The sequence below is a fragment of the Nocardioides daeguensis genome, assembly GCF_019192965.1.
GTDB classification, from domain to species: Bacteria; Actinomycetota; Actinomycetes; order Propionibacteriales; family Nocardioidaceae; genus Nocardioides; species Nocardioides daeguensis.
On sequence record NZ_JAHTKU010000012.1, the window covers coordinates 137257 to 155651 of the forward strand.

Genomic DNA, 18395 nt, shown 5'->3' on the forward strand with positions numbered 1-18395 from the left:
GGTGGCGTTGGTCTGGCGGCACGACCCCGGCACGTGGGGAACGCCGTCTCCTTCGCTCCGGTCGCTCGTTCCTCGCTCTCTCCGCTCCGTCGCACGGCGTTCCCCACGACAGCCGGCCCGCTCCGTCGCACGGCGTTCCCCACGACAGCCGGCCCGCTCTGTCGGGCCGGCTTCCCGCCATGACCGCTGAACCCCTATCTGGAAGGATCGACCCGTGAGTGCACACAAGCTCGACGGCAACGCGACCGCGGCCGCCATCAAGGACGAGCTGCGGGTCCGCATCGAGAAGCTGCGCGAGCAGGGGATCACTCCCGGGCTCGGCACGGTGCTGGTCGGCGACGACCCCGGCTCGCGGTGGTACGTCAACGGCAAGCACAAGGACTGTGCGGAGGTCGGGATCGCCTCGATCCGCGTCGACCTGCCCGAGGTCGCCACCCAGGAGGAGATAGAGGAGGCCGTCGCCGGCCTCAACGCCGACCCCGCCTGCACCGGCTACATCGTCCAGCTCCCGCTCCCGCGCGGGCGCGACGAGAACCGGGTGCTCGGCCTGATCGACCCGGCCAAGGACGCCGACGGCCTGCACCCGACCAACCTCGGCTGGCTGGTCCTCGGCAACGAGGCCCCGCTGCCGTGCACGCCGTACGGCATCGTCGAGCTGCTCCGCCGCCACGACGTCCCGATCGCGGGCGCCGAGGTGGTCGTGGTCGGTCGCGGCATCACCGTCGGCCGTCCGCTCGGGCTGCTGCTCACCCGGCGCTCGGAGAACGCCACCGTGACCCTGTGCCACACCGGCACGGTCGACCTCGCCGCCCACGTGCGCAAGGCCGACATCGTGGTCGCCGCGGCCGGCGTGCCCGGCATCGTCACCGGCGACATGGTCAAGCCGGGGGCCGCTGTCCTCGACGTGGGCGTGAGCCGGGTCGACGGCAAGATCGCCGGCGACGTCGCCGACGATGTCTGGGACGTCGCCGGATGGGTCTCGCCCAACCCGGGGGGCGTCGGCCCGATGACCCGCGCCATGCTGCTGGCCAACGTGGTCTCGATGGCGGAGAAGCAGGCCGCGAACGGGAAGGCAGCGCACTGAACGACGAGCACCCCGAGCCGGCCGAGGAGCCGCGCCGGTACCCCTCGACGATCGGCGGCGCCTGCTACATCGCCGTCCTGGTCGTCGTCGGCACCGGCCTGGTCCTCGCGGCCGTCTCGGACTGGCGCCTGGGCCTGCGGATCATGTCCGCGGGCCTGGTGACCGCTGCCGTGCTGCGCCTGGGGCTGCCGGAGAGGGAGGCCGGCATGCTCGCCGTCCGCAACCGGTTCCTCGACGTCGGCATCCTGGTCGCCGTCGCGGTCGGGTTGGTCCTGCTCGCCGGGAGCATCCCCGAGCAGGGTTGAGAGCCTCGCAGGTACGACGAAGGGCCGGTGCCGCGTGGCACCGGCCCTTCGTCGTACGGCTGTGATCAGCGGGTGGTCAGATCAGGCCCAGCTCGGTGACCGCGGCCTTCTCGTCGGCCAGCTCGGCGACGGAGGCGTCGATCTTGCCGCGCGAGAAGTCGTCGATCTCGAGGCCCTGGACGATCGTCCAGTCGCCGTTCGCGGTGGTGACGGGGAACGAGGACACCAGGCCCTCGGGCACGCCGTAGGAGCCGTCGGAGACGACCGCCATCGAGACCCAGTCGTCGGCGGGGGTGCCGTTGAGCCAGTCGCGGGCGGCGTCGCAGGTCGCGGACGCGGCCGACGCGGCCGAGGAGGCGCCCCGGGCGTCGATGATCGCGGCGCCGCGCTTGGCGACGGTCGGGATGAAGGTGTCGGCGATCCAGGCCTGGTCGCCCACGACCTCGGCGGCGTTCTTGCCGGCGATCTCGGCGTGGAAGATGTCGGGGTACTGGGTGGCCGAGTGGTTGCCCCAGATCGTGATCTTCTTGATGTCGGTGACGGCCGAGCCGGTCTTGGCGGCCAGCTGGGAGATCGCCCGGTTGTGGTCGAGGCGGGTCAGCGCCGAGAACCGCTCCTTGGGGATGTCGGGGGCGTTGCTCGCGGCGATCAGCGCGTTGGTGTTGGCCGGGTTGCCGGTGACGCCGATGCGGACGTCGTCGGCGGCGACGGCGTTGAGCGCCTTGCCCTGGGCAGTGAAGATCGCGCCGTTGGCGGACAGCAGGTCGCCGCGCTCCATGCCGGGGCCGCGCGGGCGCGCGCCGACGAGGAGGGCGAGGTTGACGCCGTCGAAGATCTTCTCCGGGTCGGAGCCGATCTCGACGCCGGCCAGGTTCGGGAACGCGCAGTCGTCCAGCTCCATGACGACGCCCTCGAGCGCCTTGAGCGCGGGCTCGATCTCGAGCAGGCGCAGCTCGACGGGACGGTCACCGGCGATGGCGCCGCTGGCGATGCGGAAGAGAAGGCTGTAGCCGATCTGACCGGCAGCGCCGGTGACGGCGACCTTGAGCGGGGTGCTGCTCACGAGGAAACTCCTTCAAGGAACTCGATGGACTCCTGCGACGCTAGCAGCGCCCGGCCCCGCGCGGGGAGCCGGTCCGGGTGCTGCGACGATGACGCCATGCGGACACGTGTCCCCGCGGCTCTCGCGGCGCTCGCCCTCGCCGGGACCGTGCTGGCCGGTTGCGGGTCGGCCTCCGCGCCGAGTGCGCCGACCGGTGTCGACGGCCTGGTGATCCCGACCCCCGACCCGGGCCCGGCCGACTTCGTCGCTGCCGTGGACAACCCGTGGTTCCCGCTGGAGCCCGGCTCCCGGTGGGAGTACGCCGACCTGGGGACAGGGCAGCCCGCGTTGACCCTGACGGTGGAGACCGGCCCCGACGTCGCCGGCATCGCGACCACGACCCTGGTCCGCACCGGCGCGGACGGCGGCGTCGTGCGGGACCTGTACGCGCAGGACCGTGCCGGCAACGTGTGGTGGTTCGGCCGCGTGGGGGAGTGGCAGGCCGGCGAGAACGGCGCCGAGGCGGGCCTCGCGATGCCCGCGACGCCCCGCGTCGGGGACGGCTTCCGCACCGCGTCCGCACCCGGTCTGGCCGAGGTCGCCACGGTGCGGGCGATGGGCGAGAAGGTCACGGTCCCGCTGGCGTCGTACGACACGACGGTGCGGCTGGAGGTCGAGGACGCGGCCGGGGGACGCACCGAGGTCTATGCCCGCGGCACCGGACTGGTCCGGACAGGAGAAGCGGGACTGGTCGCGTACGAGCCGGGACAGCAGTAACACGCCGTCCACCGCACTGGTCGGCTGCTCTCAGCACGAAACGCCGCCGACACGCCGTCCCCGCTGCTGACAAGGGGCGGGTGGTCGGGTGGACGGCGTGTTACTGCAACGCCGGCCAGCGCGCCCGACGGGCCGGAGAACGCCCGAGGGCATGGGCCGCGTTGCCGCGACTCCACGCCCTCGGGAACGTGTCTGCTCACCGCGTCACTGCGGCGGACGCACCTGGGTCTGGTCGCTGGCCGGCGGAGCCCAGCCACCCTGGTCGGGCGTGGCCGGGGCCGCGGGCTGCTGCTGCGCGGGGATCCACTGCTGGGAGGCGGGGTCCCACTGCCAGCCGTCCTGGATGATCGGCTGGGCCTGCGGCACCGACTGCTGCTGGACCTGCTGGACCTGCTGGACCTGCTGGCCGTACGCCTGCTGGCCGTAGGCCTGCTGGTTCCACTGCTGCGTGAACGCCGGGTCGGAGGAGCCGCCCGCGCCGAAGTTCAGGCCCGAGCCGGGGACCGGGTCCTTGTCGCGACCGAAGGTGAGCGGGTACACGGCGCCCGCGATCGCGGCACCGACGAGCGGCGCGACGATGAACAGCCACAGGTCCTGGATCGCGTCGCTGCCGGAGAAGAAGGCGACGCCGATCGAGCGGGCCGGGTTGACCGACGTGCCCGTCGCGTTGATGCCGACGAAGTGGATCGCGGCGAGCGCGAGGCCGATGGCGAGCGGCGCCTGGGCCGCGACGGCGCGGTTGCGCTCGTCGGTGACGGCGAGGATGACCAGCAAGAAGATGAAGGTCAGCACGATCTCGATCAGCAGCGCGCCGCCGACCTCGACCTGACCGCCCTCGCCGAAGCCGTTGCTGCCGAGCGGGTCGCCGAACTCCCAGCCGACGTCGCTGGCGAGGACGGTGAGCGCGAGGACCAGGCCGCCGATCAGCGCGCCCACGGTCTGGGCCGCGGCGTACAGGCCGGTCTCCCTCCAGGAGAGTCGTCCCGCGAGTGCCGCGCCGAGCGACACGGCCGGGTTGAAGTGACCGCCGGAGACCCGTCCGAAGGAGTAGGCCATGATCACGATCGCGATGCCGAAGGCGAGGCCGGTGGCCACGACGTCGGCGCCGGTGGTGACGGCCGCGCCGCAGCCGACGAAGACGAGCACGAAGGTGCCGAGGAGCTCAGCGAGGAGCTTCTGGGGCACGGATGGGGGCGTGGACGTGTCCACTGCTTCTTCTGACATGGGCTGGACCTTCTCCTCCGTGGGGCTCCCGAAAACCGCCGGGTTACACAGGTCAGCCTAGTCATTACTGTGGCCACCGAAGGGGACGTGCGCCCCGGCATCAGGTATCTTGACGTCAAGAATCCCACCCACGGCCCAGGAGTGACGCCCGGACATGTCGAGCATCATCTACACCCACACCGACGAGGCGCCGCTGCTCGCGACGTACTCCTTCCTGCCGATCGTCGAGGCCTTCGCCGCCAAGGCCGGCGTCGAGATCGAGACCCGTGACATCTCCGTCGCGGCGCGCATCCTCGCCCAGTTCGGCCTCGCCGACGACGCGCTCAGCGAGCTCGGCGCGCTCGCCAAGACGCCCGAGGCGAACATCGTCAAGCTGCCCAACGTCTCCGCCTCCATCCCGCAGCTCAAGGCCGCGATCAAGGAGCTGCAGGAGCAGGGCTTCGCCGTCCCCGACTACCCCGAGGCGCCCGCGACGCCCGAGGAGAAGGAGATCCGCGCCAAGTACGACAAGGTCAAGGGCTCCGCCGTCAACCCGGTCCTGCGCGAGGGCAACTCCGACCGCCGCGCGCCGGCGTCGGTCAAGAACTACGCGAAGGCCCACCCGCACACCAACAAGCCCTTCGCCGAGGGCTCGAAGACCAACGTGGCGACCATGGGCGCCCACGACTTCTTCAGCAACGAGCGGTCCGTGACCCTCGCCCAGGACGACACCCTCTCGATCGTGCTGGAGACGGCAGCCGGCGAGACGGTCGTCCTCAAGGACGGGCTCGAGGTCCTCGCCGGAGAGATCGTCGACGGGACCAAGCTCGAGGTCGCGCACCTCCACGCGTTCCTGCGCAACGCGCTGGCCGAGGCCAAGGCCCAGGACGTGCTGTTCTCGGTCCACCTCAAGGCGACGATGATGAAGGTCTCCGACCCGATCATCTTCGGCCACGTGGTGAAGGCCTACTTCGCCGACGTCTTCGCCCAGTACGGCGACCAGCTGGCCGCCGCGGGCCTCTCGGCCAACGACGGTCTCGGCGCCATCCTGTCCGGCCTCGACGCCCTTGCCGACGGGGCCGAGATCAAGGCCGCCTTCGAGGCCGCCCTCGCTGCCGGCCCGCGCCTGTCCTACGTCAACTCCGACAAGGGCATCACCAACCTGCACGTCCCCTCCGACGTCATCGTCGACGCGTCGATGCCCGCCCTGGTCCGCAACGGCGGCCGGCTGTGGGGCGTCGACGGCGGCGAGGACGACACCCTCGCGGTGATCCCGGACTCCTCCTACGCCGGCGTCTACCAGGCCGTCATCGACGACGTGAAGAAGAACGGCCCGCTCGACCCCGCGACCATCGGCACGGTCCCCAACGTCGGTCTGATGGCGCAGGCGGCCGAGGAGTACGGCTCGCACGACAAGACCTTCGAGATCCCGGCCGCCGGCACGGTCCGCGTCCTGTCCGCCAACGGCGACGTGCTGATCGAGCACGACGTCGAGGCCGGCGACATCTGGCGTGCCTGCCAGGCCAAGGACATCCCCGTCCGGGACTGGGTCAAGCTCGCCGTGACCCGCGCCCGCGCCTCGCAGACCCCGGCCATCTTCTGGCTCGACGAGACGCGCGCGCACGACGCCGAGCTGATCAAGAAGGTCAACGCCTACCTGCCCGAGCACGACATCGCCGGCCTCGAGATCAAGATCCTGGCGCCGGCCCTCGCGACGGCGTACACCCTCGAGCGGATGCGCAAGGGCGAGGACACCATCTCGGTGACCGGCAACGTGCTGCGCGACTACAACACCGACCTGTTCCCGATCCTCGAGCTCGGCACGTCGGCCAAGATGCTCTCCGTCGTCCCGCTGATCGCCGGTGGCGGCCTGTTCGAGACCGGCGCGGGCGGCTCGGCGCCGAAGCACGTGCAGCAGCTGGTCGAGGAGAACTACCTGCGCTGGGACAGCCTGGGAGAGTTCTTCGCGCTCGTCCCGTCGCTGGAGAAGTACGCCGAGCAGGCCGGCGCCCCCGCGGCGCAGGTCCTCGCCGACACGCTCGACCGGGCCACCGGCACCTTCCTCAACGAGGACCGCTCGCCCGGCCGCAAGCTCGGCACCACCGACAACCGCGGCTCGCACTTCTACCTCGCGCTCTACTGGGCCGAGGAGCTGGCCAACCAGTCCGAGGACGCCGCCCTCGCGGCCGCGTTCAAGCCGCTGGCCGAGACGCTGCGCGCCAACGAGGACAAGATCGCCGCGGAGCTGATCGCCGTCCAGGGCAAGCCCGCCGACATCGGCGGCTACTACCGGCCGGACGCGGCGAAGGCCGCGGCCGTGATGCGCCCGAGCGCGACCCTCAACGAGGCCCTCGCGTCGTTCTGAGCACGACCGTGTCGCTGCCGGCCGCGGTCCGCACCTCGTTGCGGGCCGCGGCCGACGCGTCCCTGGCGCCGGGCCAGCAGGCCTACATGAAGTCCGCGATGCCCTTCCTCGGGGTGCGCGTCCCCGAGGTGCGCCGCCTGGTCCGCGCGCTGGTGCGCGAGCTCGGGATCGACGACCCGGGCGTCCTGGCGCTCTCCGCCCGCGAGCTGTGGGACGACGCCACCCACCGCGAGGAGAGGTACGCCGCGGCCGCGCTGCTCGGCCTGCGGCCGCTCAAGGGCGACCTGTCGCTGGTGCCCTTCCACGAGCACGTCGCGCGCACCGGCGCCTGGTGGGACCACGTCGACGAGGCCGCCCACCGGATCGCCGACCTGCACGACGCCCACCCGTCCGAGACCGCGACCGTCGTCGTGCGCTGGTCCACCGACCCGACGTCCTTGTGGGTACGCCGTCTCGCGATCATCTCCCAGCTGGGGCGCAAGGAGCGGGTCGACCTCGAGCTGCTGGCTGCGGTGCTCGAGCCCAACCTCGCCGACCGCGAGTTCTTCATCCGCAAGGCGGTCGGGTGGTCGTTGCGCGAGGTGGCACGGCAGTACCCGGACTGGGTCCGCGACTACGCCGCCACCCACGACCTCAGCCCGCTGAGCCGCCGTGAGGCCAGCAAGCACCTGTAGGCCGCAGACGAGTCCGCAATCGCCTGCCGGACGCCGCCTTCGCCGGAATTTATTCGGAGGCGAAGTGTCGGCGCCGGAACCTACGCTGGTCGCGATGACCACGACGCTGACCCGCCCCGATGCTCCTGAGCGGCCCGCTGTCGGTGGCGACCCGGCGCGCAGCGTCGACTGGCGCCGCCTGCGCACGCCTGCCGCGGGCTTCGCCGTGGCCGCGGTCGCGGTCGCCGCCCTCGGGCAGGCGCTCGGCACCGTCGTGGCCGGGCGGATCGCCGACCACCCCACGGGGAACCTGGTCGCCTGGCTCGCCTTCTTCGTCGTCGGTGCCGCCACCATCGACACCGCCGGTCGCGTGGTCTGGGCCGGGGTCGTCGACCGCGCCGAGGGCCGACTGCGCGGTGACCTGCTCAGCGCCGCGCTCCAGCAGCCGCTGGCCCACCTGACCGAGCAGGCCGTCGGCGAGGTCCTCGACCGGGTCGACGACGACACCCACGAGGTCGGCACCCTGCTGCGCCAGCAGATCTGGCTGGCGATGCGCACCGGGTTCGCCTCGGTGCCGATGTGGCTGGTCGCCGGCTTCACCTGGTGGCCCGCCTTCCTGCTGTTCCCGCTCGTCGGCACCGTGACGGTCTGGGTGATGCGTCCCGCGCTGGTCGAGATCGCCCGCCGCAAGGTGATCGAGGAGGCCGCCTGGACCGACCACGCTGCGGCCCTGGAGGAGGGCGTCGCCGGGCGCGACGACCTGCGCACCAGCCTGGGCCAGGCGTTCGCCGTACGCCGTCTCGCGCAGCTCTCGGCCGACGTCCACGAGAAGTTCCGCCGCGTCCTCATGATCGAGGCGCGGCTGGCGATCAAGGTCGGCCTGCTGCTCCACGGCCTGCTCGCCGCGATCGCGATCTGTGGCGTCGTGCTGGTCAGCGGCGACCACCTCGGTGTGGCGCAGCTGGTCACGCTGTTCTTGGTGACGACGATCTTCGTCGGCCAGATCAACAACCTCGCCCACCAGCTGCCCGACATCCAGGCCGGGCTGGGGGCGGTGCTGCGGCTGCGCCAGCTGCTCGCGGTCGAGGCCGAGCCTGAGGGGGGCGCAGCGGTGCCGTCGGGCGCGCTCGACCTGCGCATCCGGCACCTCGACTTCGCCTACACCGAGGGCTCGTTCGCGCTGCAGGACGTGACCTTGTACGTCGAGGAGGGCCACACCCTCGCGCTCGTCGGGCGCACCGGCTCGGGCAAGTCGACCCTCGCCTCGCTGCTCTCGCGCGCCGCGGAGCCCCCGCCCGGGACGATCTTCCTCGGCGGGGCCGACATCACGACCCTCGACCTCCACGAGCTGCGCCGCCGGGTCGGCGTCGTCACCCAGCGCACCGAGATCCTCGCCGGCACGCTCGCCGACAACATCACCCTGTTCGCCGCGGTGCCCCGCGAGGAGGTCGAGGCGGCCGTCGACGAGCTCGGCCTCACCGACTGGGTGGCCGGCCTGCCCGACGGCCTCGACACGTTGCTCGGCCCCGGCGGCACCACGCTGTCGGCGGGGGAGGAGCAGCTGGTCGCCTTCGCGCGGCTGCTGGTGCGCCACGTCCAGGTCGTCGTCCTCGACGAGGCCACGGCGCGGATGGACCCGGTCACCGAGGCCCGGGTCGTCGCGGCCGCCGACCGGCTGATCAGCGGTCGCACCGGCATCCTGGTCGCCCACCGGCTCAGCACGATCGAGCGGGCCGAGGCCGTCGCCGTGCTCGACCACGGCCGGGTCATCCAGCACGGACCGCGCGACGAGCTCGCCGTCGTCGACGGGCCGTTTCGCCGGCTGCTCGCGGCCAGTGACACCGAGGGCTTCGACGACGCCGAGGCGATCGAGGTCGAGGGCGCGGTCGGCGGCCGGCGGCGTACCGGAGAACCGCCGCAGCGGCCCGAGGTCGGCACCGGCTCCTCCCTGGCGCGGGGCACCTGGAACGCCTTCTGGGTGCGTCCGTGGTGGGGGGCCTGGTCGGTGGTGCTCTTCCTCGGCGGCACGGTCTTCGCCCCGCTCGGCGCGATCACCGGCTTCCTCTGGGGCCGGGTGGTCGAGCGGCTGGAGGCGGGGGAGTCGGCGGTCGCGCTGGTCGCCGTCCTCGTGGTCAGCCTGCTGGTCGCGCCGATCCTGCTCGCCGACGCCTTCCGCCGCTACCCGCGCTGGTGGATCGAGGTCATGCTCCGGGTGCGGATGTCGGTGCTGCTCGGGCAGATCCGCACCCACCGGCTGCCGCGCACGCCCCCCGGCGAGGTGGTCGCCCGGTCCATGGACGCCGACCGCTACGCCCGGTACGCCGACCGCTGGGTCGACTTCACCAACGGTCTCCTCATCGCCGCGATCACGATGCTCGCCGCCGGCACCTGGCTGGCGGGCGGCGTGCTGCTGGTGGTGATGACCACCAGCGCCCTGGCCTCCTCGATCGGCCGCCCGATCGCCGGACGCTCGGCCGCACGCTCCTCGGCCGCTCGGGCCCGCTTCGGCCGCGCCGTCGTCTCCGCCGTCGAGTCGGCTCGCACCGTCAAGCTCGCCGGCCGCACCCCGCAGGTCCACGCCCACCTCCGCAAGGTCGACGACGGCCGGGTCGAGGCGGCGGTGTTCGAGCACCGGGTGCAGGCCTTCCTCGACGGCGTGCCGATCGTGATGGTGCAGGTCGGGGTGGTCGCCGCCTGGGCGCTCTACCTGGGGGACGTCTGGGGCCTGGCCACGGCGCTGCTCGTCGCGACGGCCGTCAACGGCTTCGACTGGTTCGGCCGGGTCGCCGGCGCCGTCGTCACCGAGGCACCCGGCGTGCGGGCCTGGCAGCGGGCGACCGCGCGGTTCGCGGGCGGACGCGACCTGATGGCGATGGCCGAGGGGATCGACCTCGTCGCCGGCACGGCCCCCGATCCGCCCGCGCCGACCAGGGTCCCGCTGCAGCGCCTCGAGCTGGCCGGCTACGCCGCCGTCCACGACGACGGCACGATCGGCGCCACCGGCGTCGACCTGGCCGTCGAGCGCGGCGAGCTGGTGCTGCTGGTCGGGCAGGTCGGCTCGGGCAAGTCCAGCCTGCTGTCCTCGGTGGCCGGCCTGATCGACCACCGCGGTGCCCTGCGCTGGAACGGGCAGGACGTCGCCGACCCGGAGACCTTCCTGCGGCCCAGCCAGGTCGCTCACGTCGCCCAGGTGCCGCGGGTGCTGTCGGGGACCTTCGCCGACAACATCCTGCTCGGCCACGACCGCGCCATCGCCCAGCCGGTCGAGACTGCCCGGATGGCCGAGGACCTCGCCGACGCGGGTGGCCCGGACGCCGTGATCGGACACCGTGGTGTCCGGCTGTCGGGCGGGCAGGTCCAGCGTCTCGCCCTGGCCCGGGCCCTGGCTGCCGACGCCGAGCTGCTGCTCGCCGACGACGTGTCCAGCGCGCTCGACGCCGCCACCGAGATCGAGCTGTGGGCGGCCCTGCGCGAGCGGCACACCACGGTGATCGGGGCGACCTCGAAGCGCGCGGCCCTGGCGCAGGCTGACCGGGTCGTCGTCCTCGTCGACGGTGAGATCGCCGCGGTCGGGCCGTGGTCGTCGTTGCAGGGGGAGTGGGGGCACCTCGCCGGCTGAGCCGGGAGCGGCCGCTCAGCCGTAGAGGCCCAGGAAGCTGCGGGTGGCCGTCTCGACGAGCTCCTCGACCGTCACGTCGAGCGCCCCGTCGAGCCATGCGGTGACCACCTCGGCCATGCCGCCGATGAACAGCAGGCCGGCCAGGTCGTCCTCGCGGTCGCGGCGGCGCAGGCCCTCCAGCTCGTGCGCCTCGGCGGCGGCGAGGTGGGCGAAGTGGCGCAGCAGCTCGGTGCGCCGCCCGCGCAGCGAGGGCATCGTGCCGGCCTCGATGATGGCGACCCGGCCCTTGCGGGGGTCCTCGACGAGCAGGTCCATCAAGGCCCGCACGGCGCTGCGGATCCGGGCGGCGGGGTCGGGCCCGGCCTGCTCGGCGGCGGCCAGACTGACGTTCTCGATCTGGACCGCGACCATCTCCAGCACGGCGCTCTGCGCGGCGTCGAGGTTCGCGAAGCTCTCGTAGAAGTAGCGCTCGGTCAGCCCGGCGGCCGCGCACACGGCGGTCATCGTCGTCCGCGACGCCGGGTCGGCCCACACCGACAGCGTGGCGTCGAGCAGCCGGCGTCGGCGCTCGGCGGTGCGCTCCTCGGCGCTGACCCCCTTGTAGGTCCCCGACTGCACCGCCATGGTCTCACTCTGGCACGGGGGCAATGGCTCCCGCAAAGGTTGACAGGGCGTCCTTCCTGAATGAGGCTTGCCCCCGTGAGCACCCAACGACAGGTCCGGCAGCTGCCGGCAGTGCGCCGCGGCGACCGCGGCTGGCCGCTCCTGGGGCGCGCCTTCGAGTACGCCCGGGATCCCGCGGCCCTGATGCGACACCAGTGGGAGCACTACGGCCCCGTCGCGCCCTTCCCGTTCCTCGGCAGCACCTGGGTGTTCCTGCTCGGCCCCAGCGCGGTCGAGACCGCGCTGCGCAACGCCGACAAGGCCTTCGTCAACGGACCCGCCTGGGGCGAGCTCGTCGGCCCCTTCTTCCAGCGGGGACTGATGCTGCTCGACGGCACCGAGCACCACCTCCACCGCCGGATCATGCAGGAGGCGTTCACCCGCGACCGGCTCTCTGGCTACGTCGAGCTGATGCACCCCGCCATCGAGCGCGGGATCGCCGAGTGGGCCGACCGGGCCGACTTCCGCTGCTATCCGGCGCTCAAGGAGCTCACCCTCGACATCGCCGCCGACATCTTCATGGGCGGCGCCGAGCAGACCTCCGCGCAGGAGATGGCCCGCGTCAACGCCGCGTTCATCGACTGCGTGCAGGCCGCCTCCGGCGTGGTGCGGGCCAACGTCCCCTTCACCCGCTGGGGACGGGCCTACCGCAGCCGGGCGGTGCTCGAGGACTTCCTGCGCAGCTACCTCCCGGCCAAGCGGCGCACCCGCACCGACGACCTCTTCTCGGTGCTGTGCCACATCGAGACCTCCGACGGCGAGCGGTTCAGCGACGACGACGTGGTCAACCACATGGTCTTCTTGATGATGGCGGCACACGACACCTCCACCATCACCACCTCCACGATCCTGCAGCTCCTCGGCCAGCATCCCGAGTGGCAGGAGCGCTGCCGGGCCGAGTCGCTGGCCCTGGGCCCGCGGCCGTCCCTCGCGGAGCTCGACGGCCTGGTCTCCCTCGACCTGGTGATGCGCGAGGCCCTGCGGCTGCGCGCCCCGGTGCCCGTCCTCGCCCGGCGCACGGTCAAGGACACCGTGGTCGAGGGCGTCCGGATCCCGGCCGGTACCCGGGTCGCCGTGGGGGTGCAGTTCTCCCACCTCATGGACGAGCTGTGGACCGACCCCGAGCGCTTCGACCCCGAGCGCTTCGCCCCGGAGCGTGCCGAGGACCGTCGCCACCGCTACGCCTGGGCGCCTTTCGGCGGCGGCGTGCACAAGTGCATCGGCCTCTACTTCGGCGGCGCCGAGGTCAAGGCGATCCTGCACCACCTGCTGCGCTCGCGCCGCTGGAGCGTCGACCCGTCGTACGTCGCTCCGCTCGACAACCACTCGCTGCCGTTCCCGACCGACGGCCAGCCCATCGACCTCGCCCGAATCTGAACCGAAGGACCCATCGTCATGACCAGCTCCCTCGCCCATCTGTCCGTCATCGTCACCGGAGGTGCCCGCGGCATCGGCCGGGCCACCGTCGACCGCTTCGCCCGGCAGGGCGCCCGGGTGGCGCTCGGCGACCTCGACGCCGACCTCGTCGCCCAGGTCGCCGACGAGTACGGCGAGCGCGTCGCCGGCGCGCGGCTCGACGTCACCGACCCCGAGTCGTGGTCGGCCTTCCTCGGCGAGGTCGCCCACCTCGGCCCGTTCGACGTGCTGGTCAACAACGCCGGCATCATGCCCCTCGGGTCGGTGCTGGAGGAGTCGCACGCGACCGCGAAGGCGATCGTCGACGTCAACCTGCACGGCGTCATCTTCGGCACCAAGGCCGTCGCGCCGTCGATGGCCGCGCGCGGCCACGGCCACATCATCAACGTGGCCTCCGCCGTCGGCCGGGTCGCGCTGGCCCACGGCGCGACCTACTCGGCGTCGAAGTTCGCCGTCGTCGGGTTCAGTGAGGCGCTGCGCCAGGAGCTCGCCCCCCAGGGGATCGAGGTGAGCATGGTGCTGCCGACCGTGGTCCGCACCGAGCTCGCCGCCGGCGTCCCGGCGGCGCGCGGCGTGAAGGCCGTCCTGCCCGAGGACGTCGCCGCGGTCATCGAGTCGGCGGTGCGCAAGCCGCAGCCCGAGCTGTGGGTGCCCCGCTGGAGCCAGGGCCTGAGCAAGACCACCCTGGCCCTGCCGCGCGTCGTCCAGGACGCGATGACCAGGATGATCCGCGCCGGTGACGTGCTGAGCTCGGCGGACCCCCGGGCGCGAGCGGCCTACGAGGAGCGCGCGCGGCGGGGGGCGCAGACGTCCGACGTCGTGGAATAGGACCGCACCCCCGGCGGTTAGCCTCCCTCGTGACCTCCTCGCCGACGACGACCTCGACCGAGGGGCGCCCGGAGGTGTCCCACCACCGACCCGCGCTGGCGATCCTGGCGCTCGCGGTCGGCGGGTTCACCATCGGCACCACCGAGTTCATGACGATGGGCGTGCTGCCCGAGATCGCCCACGGCGTCGGCGTCTCGGTGCCGGACGCGGGGCATGTCATCTCGGCCTACGCGCTGGGGGTCGTGGTCGGCGTACCGATCCTCGCGTTCTTCGGTGCGGCCGTGCCGCGGCGCGCGATGCTCGTCGGCCTGATGGCCGCGTACGCCGTCTTCAACCTGCTCAGCGCCGCCGCTCCCGGCTACCGCGTGCTGGCGGTGGCCCGCTTCCTCGACGGCCTGCCGCACGGTGCGTACTTCGGCGTCGCCAGCCTGGTCGCCGCCAGCCTGGTCGTGCGCGAGCGGCGCGGGCGGGCGGTCGCCAGCGTGATGCTCGGGCTGTCCGTGGCCAACGTCGTGGGCGTGCCTCTGGCGACCTTCCTCGGCCAGCAGGTCGGCTGGCGCTCGACGTACCTCCTCGGCGGCCTGCTCGCCCTCGCCACCGTCGCGATGGTGCTCCTCGCGGTGCCGTCGATGCCGGGCGACCCCGAGGCGAGCGGGCGCAAGGAGGCCCGCGAGTTCTTCGGCAGCCTGCAGGTGTGGCTGACCATGGCGGTCGGCGCCGTCGGCTTCGGCGGCATGTTCGCCGTCTACTCCTACATCGCCAAGACCGTCACCGTCGTCGGCGGCCTCGAACGCGGCACGGTCCCGTTCTTCGTGCTCGCCCTCGGCCTCGGCATGGTCGTCGGCACCTGGCTGGCCGGCGAGCTCGCCGCCTGGTCGGTGTTCCGCAGCCTGCTGCTCTCCGGCATCACCGGCATCGTGCTGATGCTCGTCTACTACGCAGCCGCGCCCCACGGCTGGCTGCTGCTGCCCGTCGCCTTCCTCGTCACCGCCACCGGCTCGGTGCTGGTCGTGAACCTCCAGCTGCGGCTGATGGACGTCGCGGGCGACGCCGTCACCCTCGGCGCCGCCATGAACCACGCCGCCCTCAACATCGCCAACGCGCTCGGCGCCTGGCTCGGCGGCCTCGTCATCGCCGGGGGGCACGGCTACCGCGCGCCCGCACTGGTCGGCGCCGGTCTCGCCGCCGTCGGTACGGCGATCCTGCTGGTCTCCGCCCTCGCGCACCGCCGCCAGCTCGTGCTCGCCGCCGCCTGAGGTCGACGTACCGCACCCCATGCGAATGGGCTGGTGATCGCGCCGATCCGCAACCAGACCGCATGGGGCGCGGTCGACACCGTCCGCCGGACGCGGGGGCCTTTCGCCCCGGGTCCGCGCGCCTGAGAGAATCGCTGCCATGTCCGCCACCACCGAGCACCCGCCCGTGCCGGAGACCGCGCAGCCGGCTGCGCCCCAGGCAGCCGCGCGCCCGCGCGTGCTGTCCGGGATCCAGCCGACCTCGGACTCCTTCCACCTCGGCAACTACGTCGGCGCGGTGCGGCAGTGGGTGGACCTGCAGCACGACCACCAGCCGTTCTTCTTCATCGCCGACATGCACGCGCTCACGGTGGACTGGGACCCCAAGCTGCTGCGTGAGCGCACCCTGCGCAGCGCCGCCCAGCTCATCGCGGCCGGGGTCGACCCCGCGAAGTCGGCGATCTTCGTGCAGAGCCACGTGCCGGAGCACGCGCAGCTGGCCTGGGTGCTCAACGGCCTGACCGGCTTCGGCGAGGCCCGGCGGATGACCCAGTTCAAGGACAAGTCGGCCAAGGGCGGCGAGGGCGCGGCCAGCGTCGGCCTGTTCGCCTACCCGGTGCTGATGGCCGCCGACATCCTGCTCTACCGGCCCCACTACGTCCCGGTGGGCGAGGACCAGCGCCAGCACCTGGAGCTGACCCGCGACCTCGCGCAGCGCTTCAACGGCCGCTTCAAGAAGACCTTCCGGCTGCCCGAGCCCTACATCCTCAAGGCGACCGCGAAGCTCTACGACCTGCAGGAGCCGACCCGGAAGATGTCGAAGTCGAGCTCCGCGCCCGGTGGCATCATCGAGATGCTCGACGACCCGCGGGTGACGGCGAAGAAGATCCGCTCGGCGGTCACCGACTCCGGCAGCGAGGTCCGCTTCGACGTCGAGGCGAAGCCGGGTGTCAGCAACCTGCTGACCATCTACTCCGCGCTGACGGGGGAGAGCATCCAGTCCCTCGAGGAGCAGTTCGCCGGGCGGATGTACGGCGACCTGAAGAAGGAGCTCGCCGAGGTGGTGGTCGACTTCGTCACCCCGTTCCGGGACCGCACCCTCGAGCTCCTCGACAACCAGGACCACCTGATGCAGGTGCTCGCGCAGGGCGCCGAGACCGCCGGGGCGGTCGCGGAGGGCACCCTGCGCGACGTCTACCAGCGGATCGGGTTCGTGGCACCGGTGGAGCGTCGTACGGAGGCCGGCTGATGCCGGTGATCGGCGTCGCCGTCGCCATCCCGGAGCCGTGGGCCACCGATCTGGTCGACTACCGGCTCGGGATCGGCGACCCCACCGCCGAGGGGGTCCCGAGCCACATCACCCTGATCCCACCCACGGAGGTGGCCGACGGGCTCACCGAGATCGAGGCGCACCTCGCCGCGGCCGCGACCGAGGTCGCGCCGTTCCGGGTGCACCTGCGCGGAACGGGTACCTTCCGGCCCGTGTCGCCGGTGGTCTTCGTCAGCCTCGCCGAGGGGATCTCGCAGTGCGAGCAGCTCGCCGCCGTCGTACGCCGGGGGCCGCTCGCCGTCGCCCTCGACTACCCGTACCACCCGCACGTCACCGTCGCCCACCACCTCGACGACCCGACGCTGGACCGCGCGTTCGACGACCTGGCGGGCTTCGAGTGCGCCTTCGACGTCGTCGACTTCCACCTCTACGTCCACCACGATCAGGAGGGATGGCGGTCCACCCGCACCTTCCCCCTGGGCTGATCTCCCCGCCGTGAGCCGGATCGGAGGTAGACGTGAAGCTGGTCGAACGCGCGAAGGCGAAGCTCGCCGACCTGCGTGAGCGGTGGCCGCTGGTCGACCACGCGGTGCGGACCCAGGAGCACTACGCCGCGGTGGAGGGCAGCCAGCAGGCCGGTGGGGTGACCTACTTCGGGTTCCTCTCGGTCTTCCCGATCCTGGCGCTGGCGTTCTTCGTCGTCGGCTGGGTCTCCCAGGTCTTCCCCGACGCCCAGGACACGCTCGTGAAGGCGATCAACGAGGTGCTGCCCGGTCTGGTCGGCCACGATGACGGACAGGTCGACCTCACCGAGATCCAGGACGCCGCCCGGACGGTCGGGATCATCGGCCTGGTCGGTGTGCTCTACGCCGGCCTCGGCTGGCTCTCGTCGGTCCAGTCCGCGCTCGTCGTGCTGTTCGAGATGCCGGCCCGGCTGCGCCCGGGCTTCGTCGTGGGCAAGCTCCGCGATCTGGTCACCCTGACGGTCCTCGGCGCCGTGCTGTTCGCGAGCGTGATCGCCTCCGCGGTGCTCACCCGCACCTCCCGCGGGTTCCTCGACCTGGTGGGCATCGGCGCCCAGCTCGGCTGGCTGGTCGCGATCCTCGCCGTGCTGGTGGGCCTCGCCGCCTCGGCGCTGCTGTTCTTCCTCATGTTCCGGTTGCTGGTGCGCCCGGCGCTCCCGCAGCGCGCCCTGTGGTCGGGAGCGGCGCTCGGCGCGATCGGCTTCGAGATCCTCAAGCAGCTCTCGGGGCTGCTGCTGACCAGCACCCGCGGGCAGCCGGCGTTCCAGGCGTTCGGCATCGCCCTGATCCTGCTGGTGTGGATCAACTACTTCTCCCGCGTGATCCTGTACGCCGCCGCGTGGGCGCAGACCAGCCCCCTGGCCGCGCGCCCGCCGGCTCCGGTCCCGGCGGCCGACGCGATCGCCGCCGCCGTCGCGGCGCGGCCGGCCGACGGGCAGCACGCCCCGTCCTCGGCTCCCGCAGCGAGCGTGCTCTCCTTCGTGGCCGGGAGCGTGGCCGGGGCGCTGGTGACCCGGGTCGGCCGGCGTTCGCAACGCTCTGGGAGACTGGAGAGGTGAAGTTCGAGCGCAAGCACGCGATCCTGCTCCTGGCCGTCGCCGCCTGGAACGTCTTCTCCTTCGGCAACTTCGCCAAGAACCTCTACAGCGCCTACGACGCCGGTGAGGACCGCGCGACCGGCTACTGGGTCGCCCACACCCTGTTGATCGTCGTGAACTTCGTGATCGCCGGCCTGCTCGGCTCGCTGGGGTGGAAGGCGCTGCGGGCTTCTCGTTCCGCCGACGGCTGATCGTCAGGCGGTCGCGCCGAGCGCGTCTGGAAAATCGCGACCGGCCCGGCTCGAACGTGTCGAGCCGGGCCGGGGGGGGGCGGGGGGCGGGGAGGGGCCGGGGGTGAGCGCCGGGGGCCGGGG

The 18395-nt window shown here is 72.6% G+C and carries 16 protein-coding genes; 13 read left to right on the top strand and 3 right to left on the bottom strand.

The window, feature by feature from the left end:
- Positions 1–214 precede the first annotated feature (214 nt).
- Together KU893_RS11495 and KU893_RS11500 are read left to right on the top strand one after the other, a co-directional pair.
- Entirely contained in the window at positions 215–1084 is an 870-nt protein-coding gene (locus KU893_RS11495) for a bifunctional methylenetetrahydrofolate dehydrogenase/methenyltetrahydrofolate cyclohydrolase (protein WP_218234502.1), read from the top strand.
- On the top strand, positions 973–1389 hold the full coding sequence (locus KU893_RS11500; RefSeq protein WP_218234503.1) for a DUF3017 domain-containing protein: 417 nt from the start codon (positions 973–975) through the stop codon (positions 1387–1389). Before KU893_RS11495 ends, KU893_RS11500 begins: the two co-directional genes overlap by 112 nt.
- Positions 1390–1465: 76 nt before the next feature.
- Here the strand turns inward: KU893_RS11500 and KU893_RS11505 are convergent, their stop codons facing one another.
- Entirely contained in the window at positions 1466–2452 is a 987-nt protein-coding gene (locus KU893_RS11505; RefSeq protein WP_218234504.1) for a malate dehydrogenase, read from the bottom strand.
- Between the two features lie 96 nt (positions 2453–2548).
- On the opposite strand from KU893_RS11505, the gene KU893_RS11510 reads away from it, so the two are divergent.
- Positions 2549–3208: a hypothetical protein gene (locus KU893_RS11510; RefSeq protein WP_218234505.1), complete on the top strand. Its 660-nt coding sequence runs from the start codon at positions 2549–2551 to the stop codon at positions 3206–3208.
- 204 nt (positions 3209–3412) lie between these two features.
- On the opposite strand, the gene KU893_RS11515 is transcribed toward KU893_RS11510, so the two are convergent.
- Positions 3413–4393 carry an MIP/aquaporin family protein gene (locus KU893_RS11515; protein WP_257441595.1) on the bottom strand — a complete coding sequence of 327 codons (981 nt, stop codon included), beginning with the start codon at positions 4391–4393 and terminating at the stop codon, positions 3413–3415.
- A 193-nt stretch (positions 4394–4586) separates the two neighbouring features.
- On the opposite strand from KU893_RS11515, the gene KU893_RS11520 reads away from it, so the two are divergent.
- From KU893_RS11520 to KU893_RS11530, 3 genes are all read left to right on the top strand, one after another.
- Positions 4587–6776: an NADP-dependent isocitrate dehydrogenase gene (locus KU893_RS11520; protein WP_218234507.1), complete on the top strand. Its 2190-nt coding sequence runs from the start codon at positions 4587–4589 to the stop codon at positions 6774–6776.
- A gap of 8 nt (positions 6777–6784) precedes the next feature.
- Positions 6785–7450: a DNA alkylation repair protein gene (locus tag KU893_RS11525; protein WP_218234508.1), complete on the top strand. Its 666-nt coding sequence runs from the start codon at positions 6785–6787 to the stop codon at positions 7448–7450.
- A gap of 94 nt (positions 7451–7544) precedes the next feature.
- Entirely contained in the window at positions 7545–11048 is a 3504-nt protein-coding gene (locus KU893_RS11530; RefSeq protein ID WP_218234509.1) for an ATP-binding cassette domain-containing protein, read from the top strand.
- Between the two features lie 15 nt (positions 11049–11063).
- On the opposite strand, the gene KU893_RS11535 is transcribed toward KU893_RS11530, so the two are convergent.
- Positions 11064–11672 (bottom strand): TetR/AcrR family transcriptional regulator, encoded by a 609-nt coding sequence (locus tag KU893_RS11535; protein WP_218234510.1) that lies wholly within the window; start codon positions 11670–11672, stop codon positions 11064–11066.
- Between the two features lie 75 nt (positions 11673–11747).
- Here KU893_RS11535 and KU893_RS11540 point away from each other — a divergent pair, with 75 nt between their 5' ends.
- The 7 genes from KU893_RS11540 to KU893_RS11570 all read left to right on the top strand — a co-directional run bounded on the left by KU893_RS11540 (position 11748) and on the right by KU893_RS11570 (position 18272).
- Positions 11748–13088, top strand: coding sequence for a cytochrome P450 (locus KU893_RS11540; protein WP_257441596.1), 1341 nt, complete (start codon positions 11748–11750; stop codon positions 13086–13088).
- A gap of 18 nt (positions 13089–13106) precedes the next feature.
- Positions 13107–13955 (top strand): SDR family oxidoreductase, encoded by an 849-nt coding sequence (locus tag KU893_RS11545; RefSeq protein WP_218234512.1) that lies wholly within the window; start codon positions 13107–13109, stop codon positions 13953–13955.
- Positions 13956–13984: 29 nt separating this feature from the next.
- On the top strand, positions 13985–15211 hold the full coding sequence (locus tag KU893_RS11550; protein ID WP_257441597.1) for an MFS transporter: 1227 nt from the start codon (positions 13985–13987) through the stop codon (positions 15209–15211).
- Positions 15212–15350: 139 nt separating this feature from the next.
- Entirely contained in the window at positions 15351–16439 is a 1089-nt protein-coding gene (trpS, locus tag KU893_RS11555) for a tryptophan--tRNA ligase (protein ID WP_218234513.1), read from the top strand.
- Positions 16439–16945, top strand: a complete 507-nt coding sequence (locus KU893_RS11560) for a 2'-5' RNA ligase family protein (protein WP_218234514.1) — start codon at positions 16439–16441, stop codon at positions 16943–16945. The genes trpS and KU893_RS11560 overlap by 1 nt, the downstream gene beginning before the upstream one ends.
- A gap of 32 nt (positions 16946–16977) precedes the next feature.
- Positions 16978–18042: a YihY/virulence factor BrkB family protein gene (locus KU893_RS11565; protein ID WP_218234515.1), complete on the top strand. Its 1065-nt coding sequence runs from the start codon at positions 16978–16980 to the stop codon at positions 18040–18042.
- Positions 18039–18272: an SCO4848 family membrane protein gene (locus tag KU893_RS11570; protein ID WP_218234516.1), complete on the top strand. Its 234-nt coding sequence runs from the start codon at positions 18039–18041 to the stop codon at positions 18270–18272. The genes KU893_RS11565 and KU893_RS11570 overlap by 4 nt, the downstream gene beginning before the upstream one ends.
- Positions 18273–18395 lie beyond the last annotated feature (123 nt).

Bases quoted from the DNA above. Each gene is read 5' to 3' on its own strand.
- KU893_RS11520 (WP_218234507.1), top strand. From the start codon at position 4,587: ATGTCGAGCATCATCTACACCCACACCGACGAGGCGCCGCTGCTCGCG.
- KU893_RS11510 (WP_218234505.1), top strand. From the start codon at position 2,549: ATGCGGACACGTGTCCCCGCGGCTCTCGCGGCGCTCGCCCTCGCCGGG.
- KU893_RS11500 (WP_218234503.1), top strand. From the start codon at position 973: ATGGGTCTCGCCCAACCCGGGGGGCGTCGGCCCGATGACCCGCGCCAT.
- KU893_RS11560 (WP_218234514.1), top strand. From the start codon at position 16,439: ATGCCGGTGATCGGCGTCGCCGTCGCCATCCCGGAGCCGTGGGCCACC.
- KU893_RS11530 (WP_218234509.1), top strand. From the start codon at position 7,545: ATGACCACGACGCTGACCCGCCCCGATGCTCCTGAGCGGCCCGCTGTC.
- trpS (WP_218234513.1), top strand. From the start codon at position 15,351: ATGTCCGCCACCACCGAGCACCCGCCCGTGCCGGAGACCGCGCAGCCG.
- KU893_RS11545 (WP_218234512.1), top strand. From the start codon at position 13,107: ATGACCAGCTCCCTCGCCCATCTGTCCGTCATCGTCACCGGAGGTGCC.
- KU893_RS11535 (WP_218234510.1), bottom strand. From the start codon at position 11,672: ATGGCGGTGCAGTCGGGGACCTACAAGGGGGTCAGCGCCGAGGAGCGC.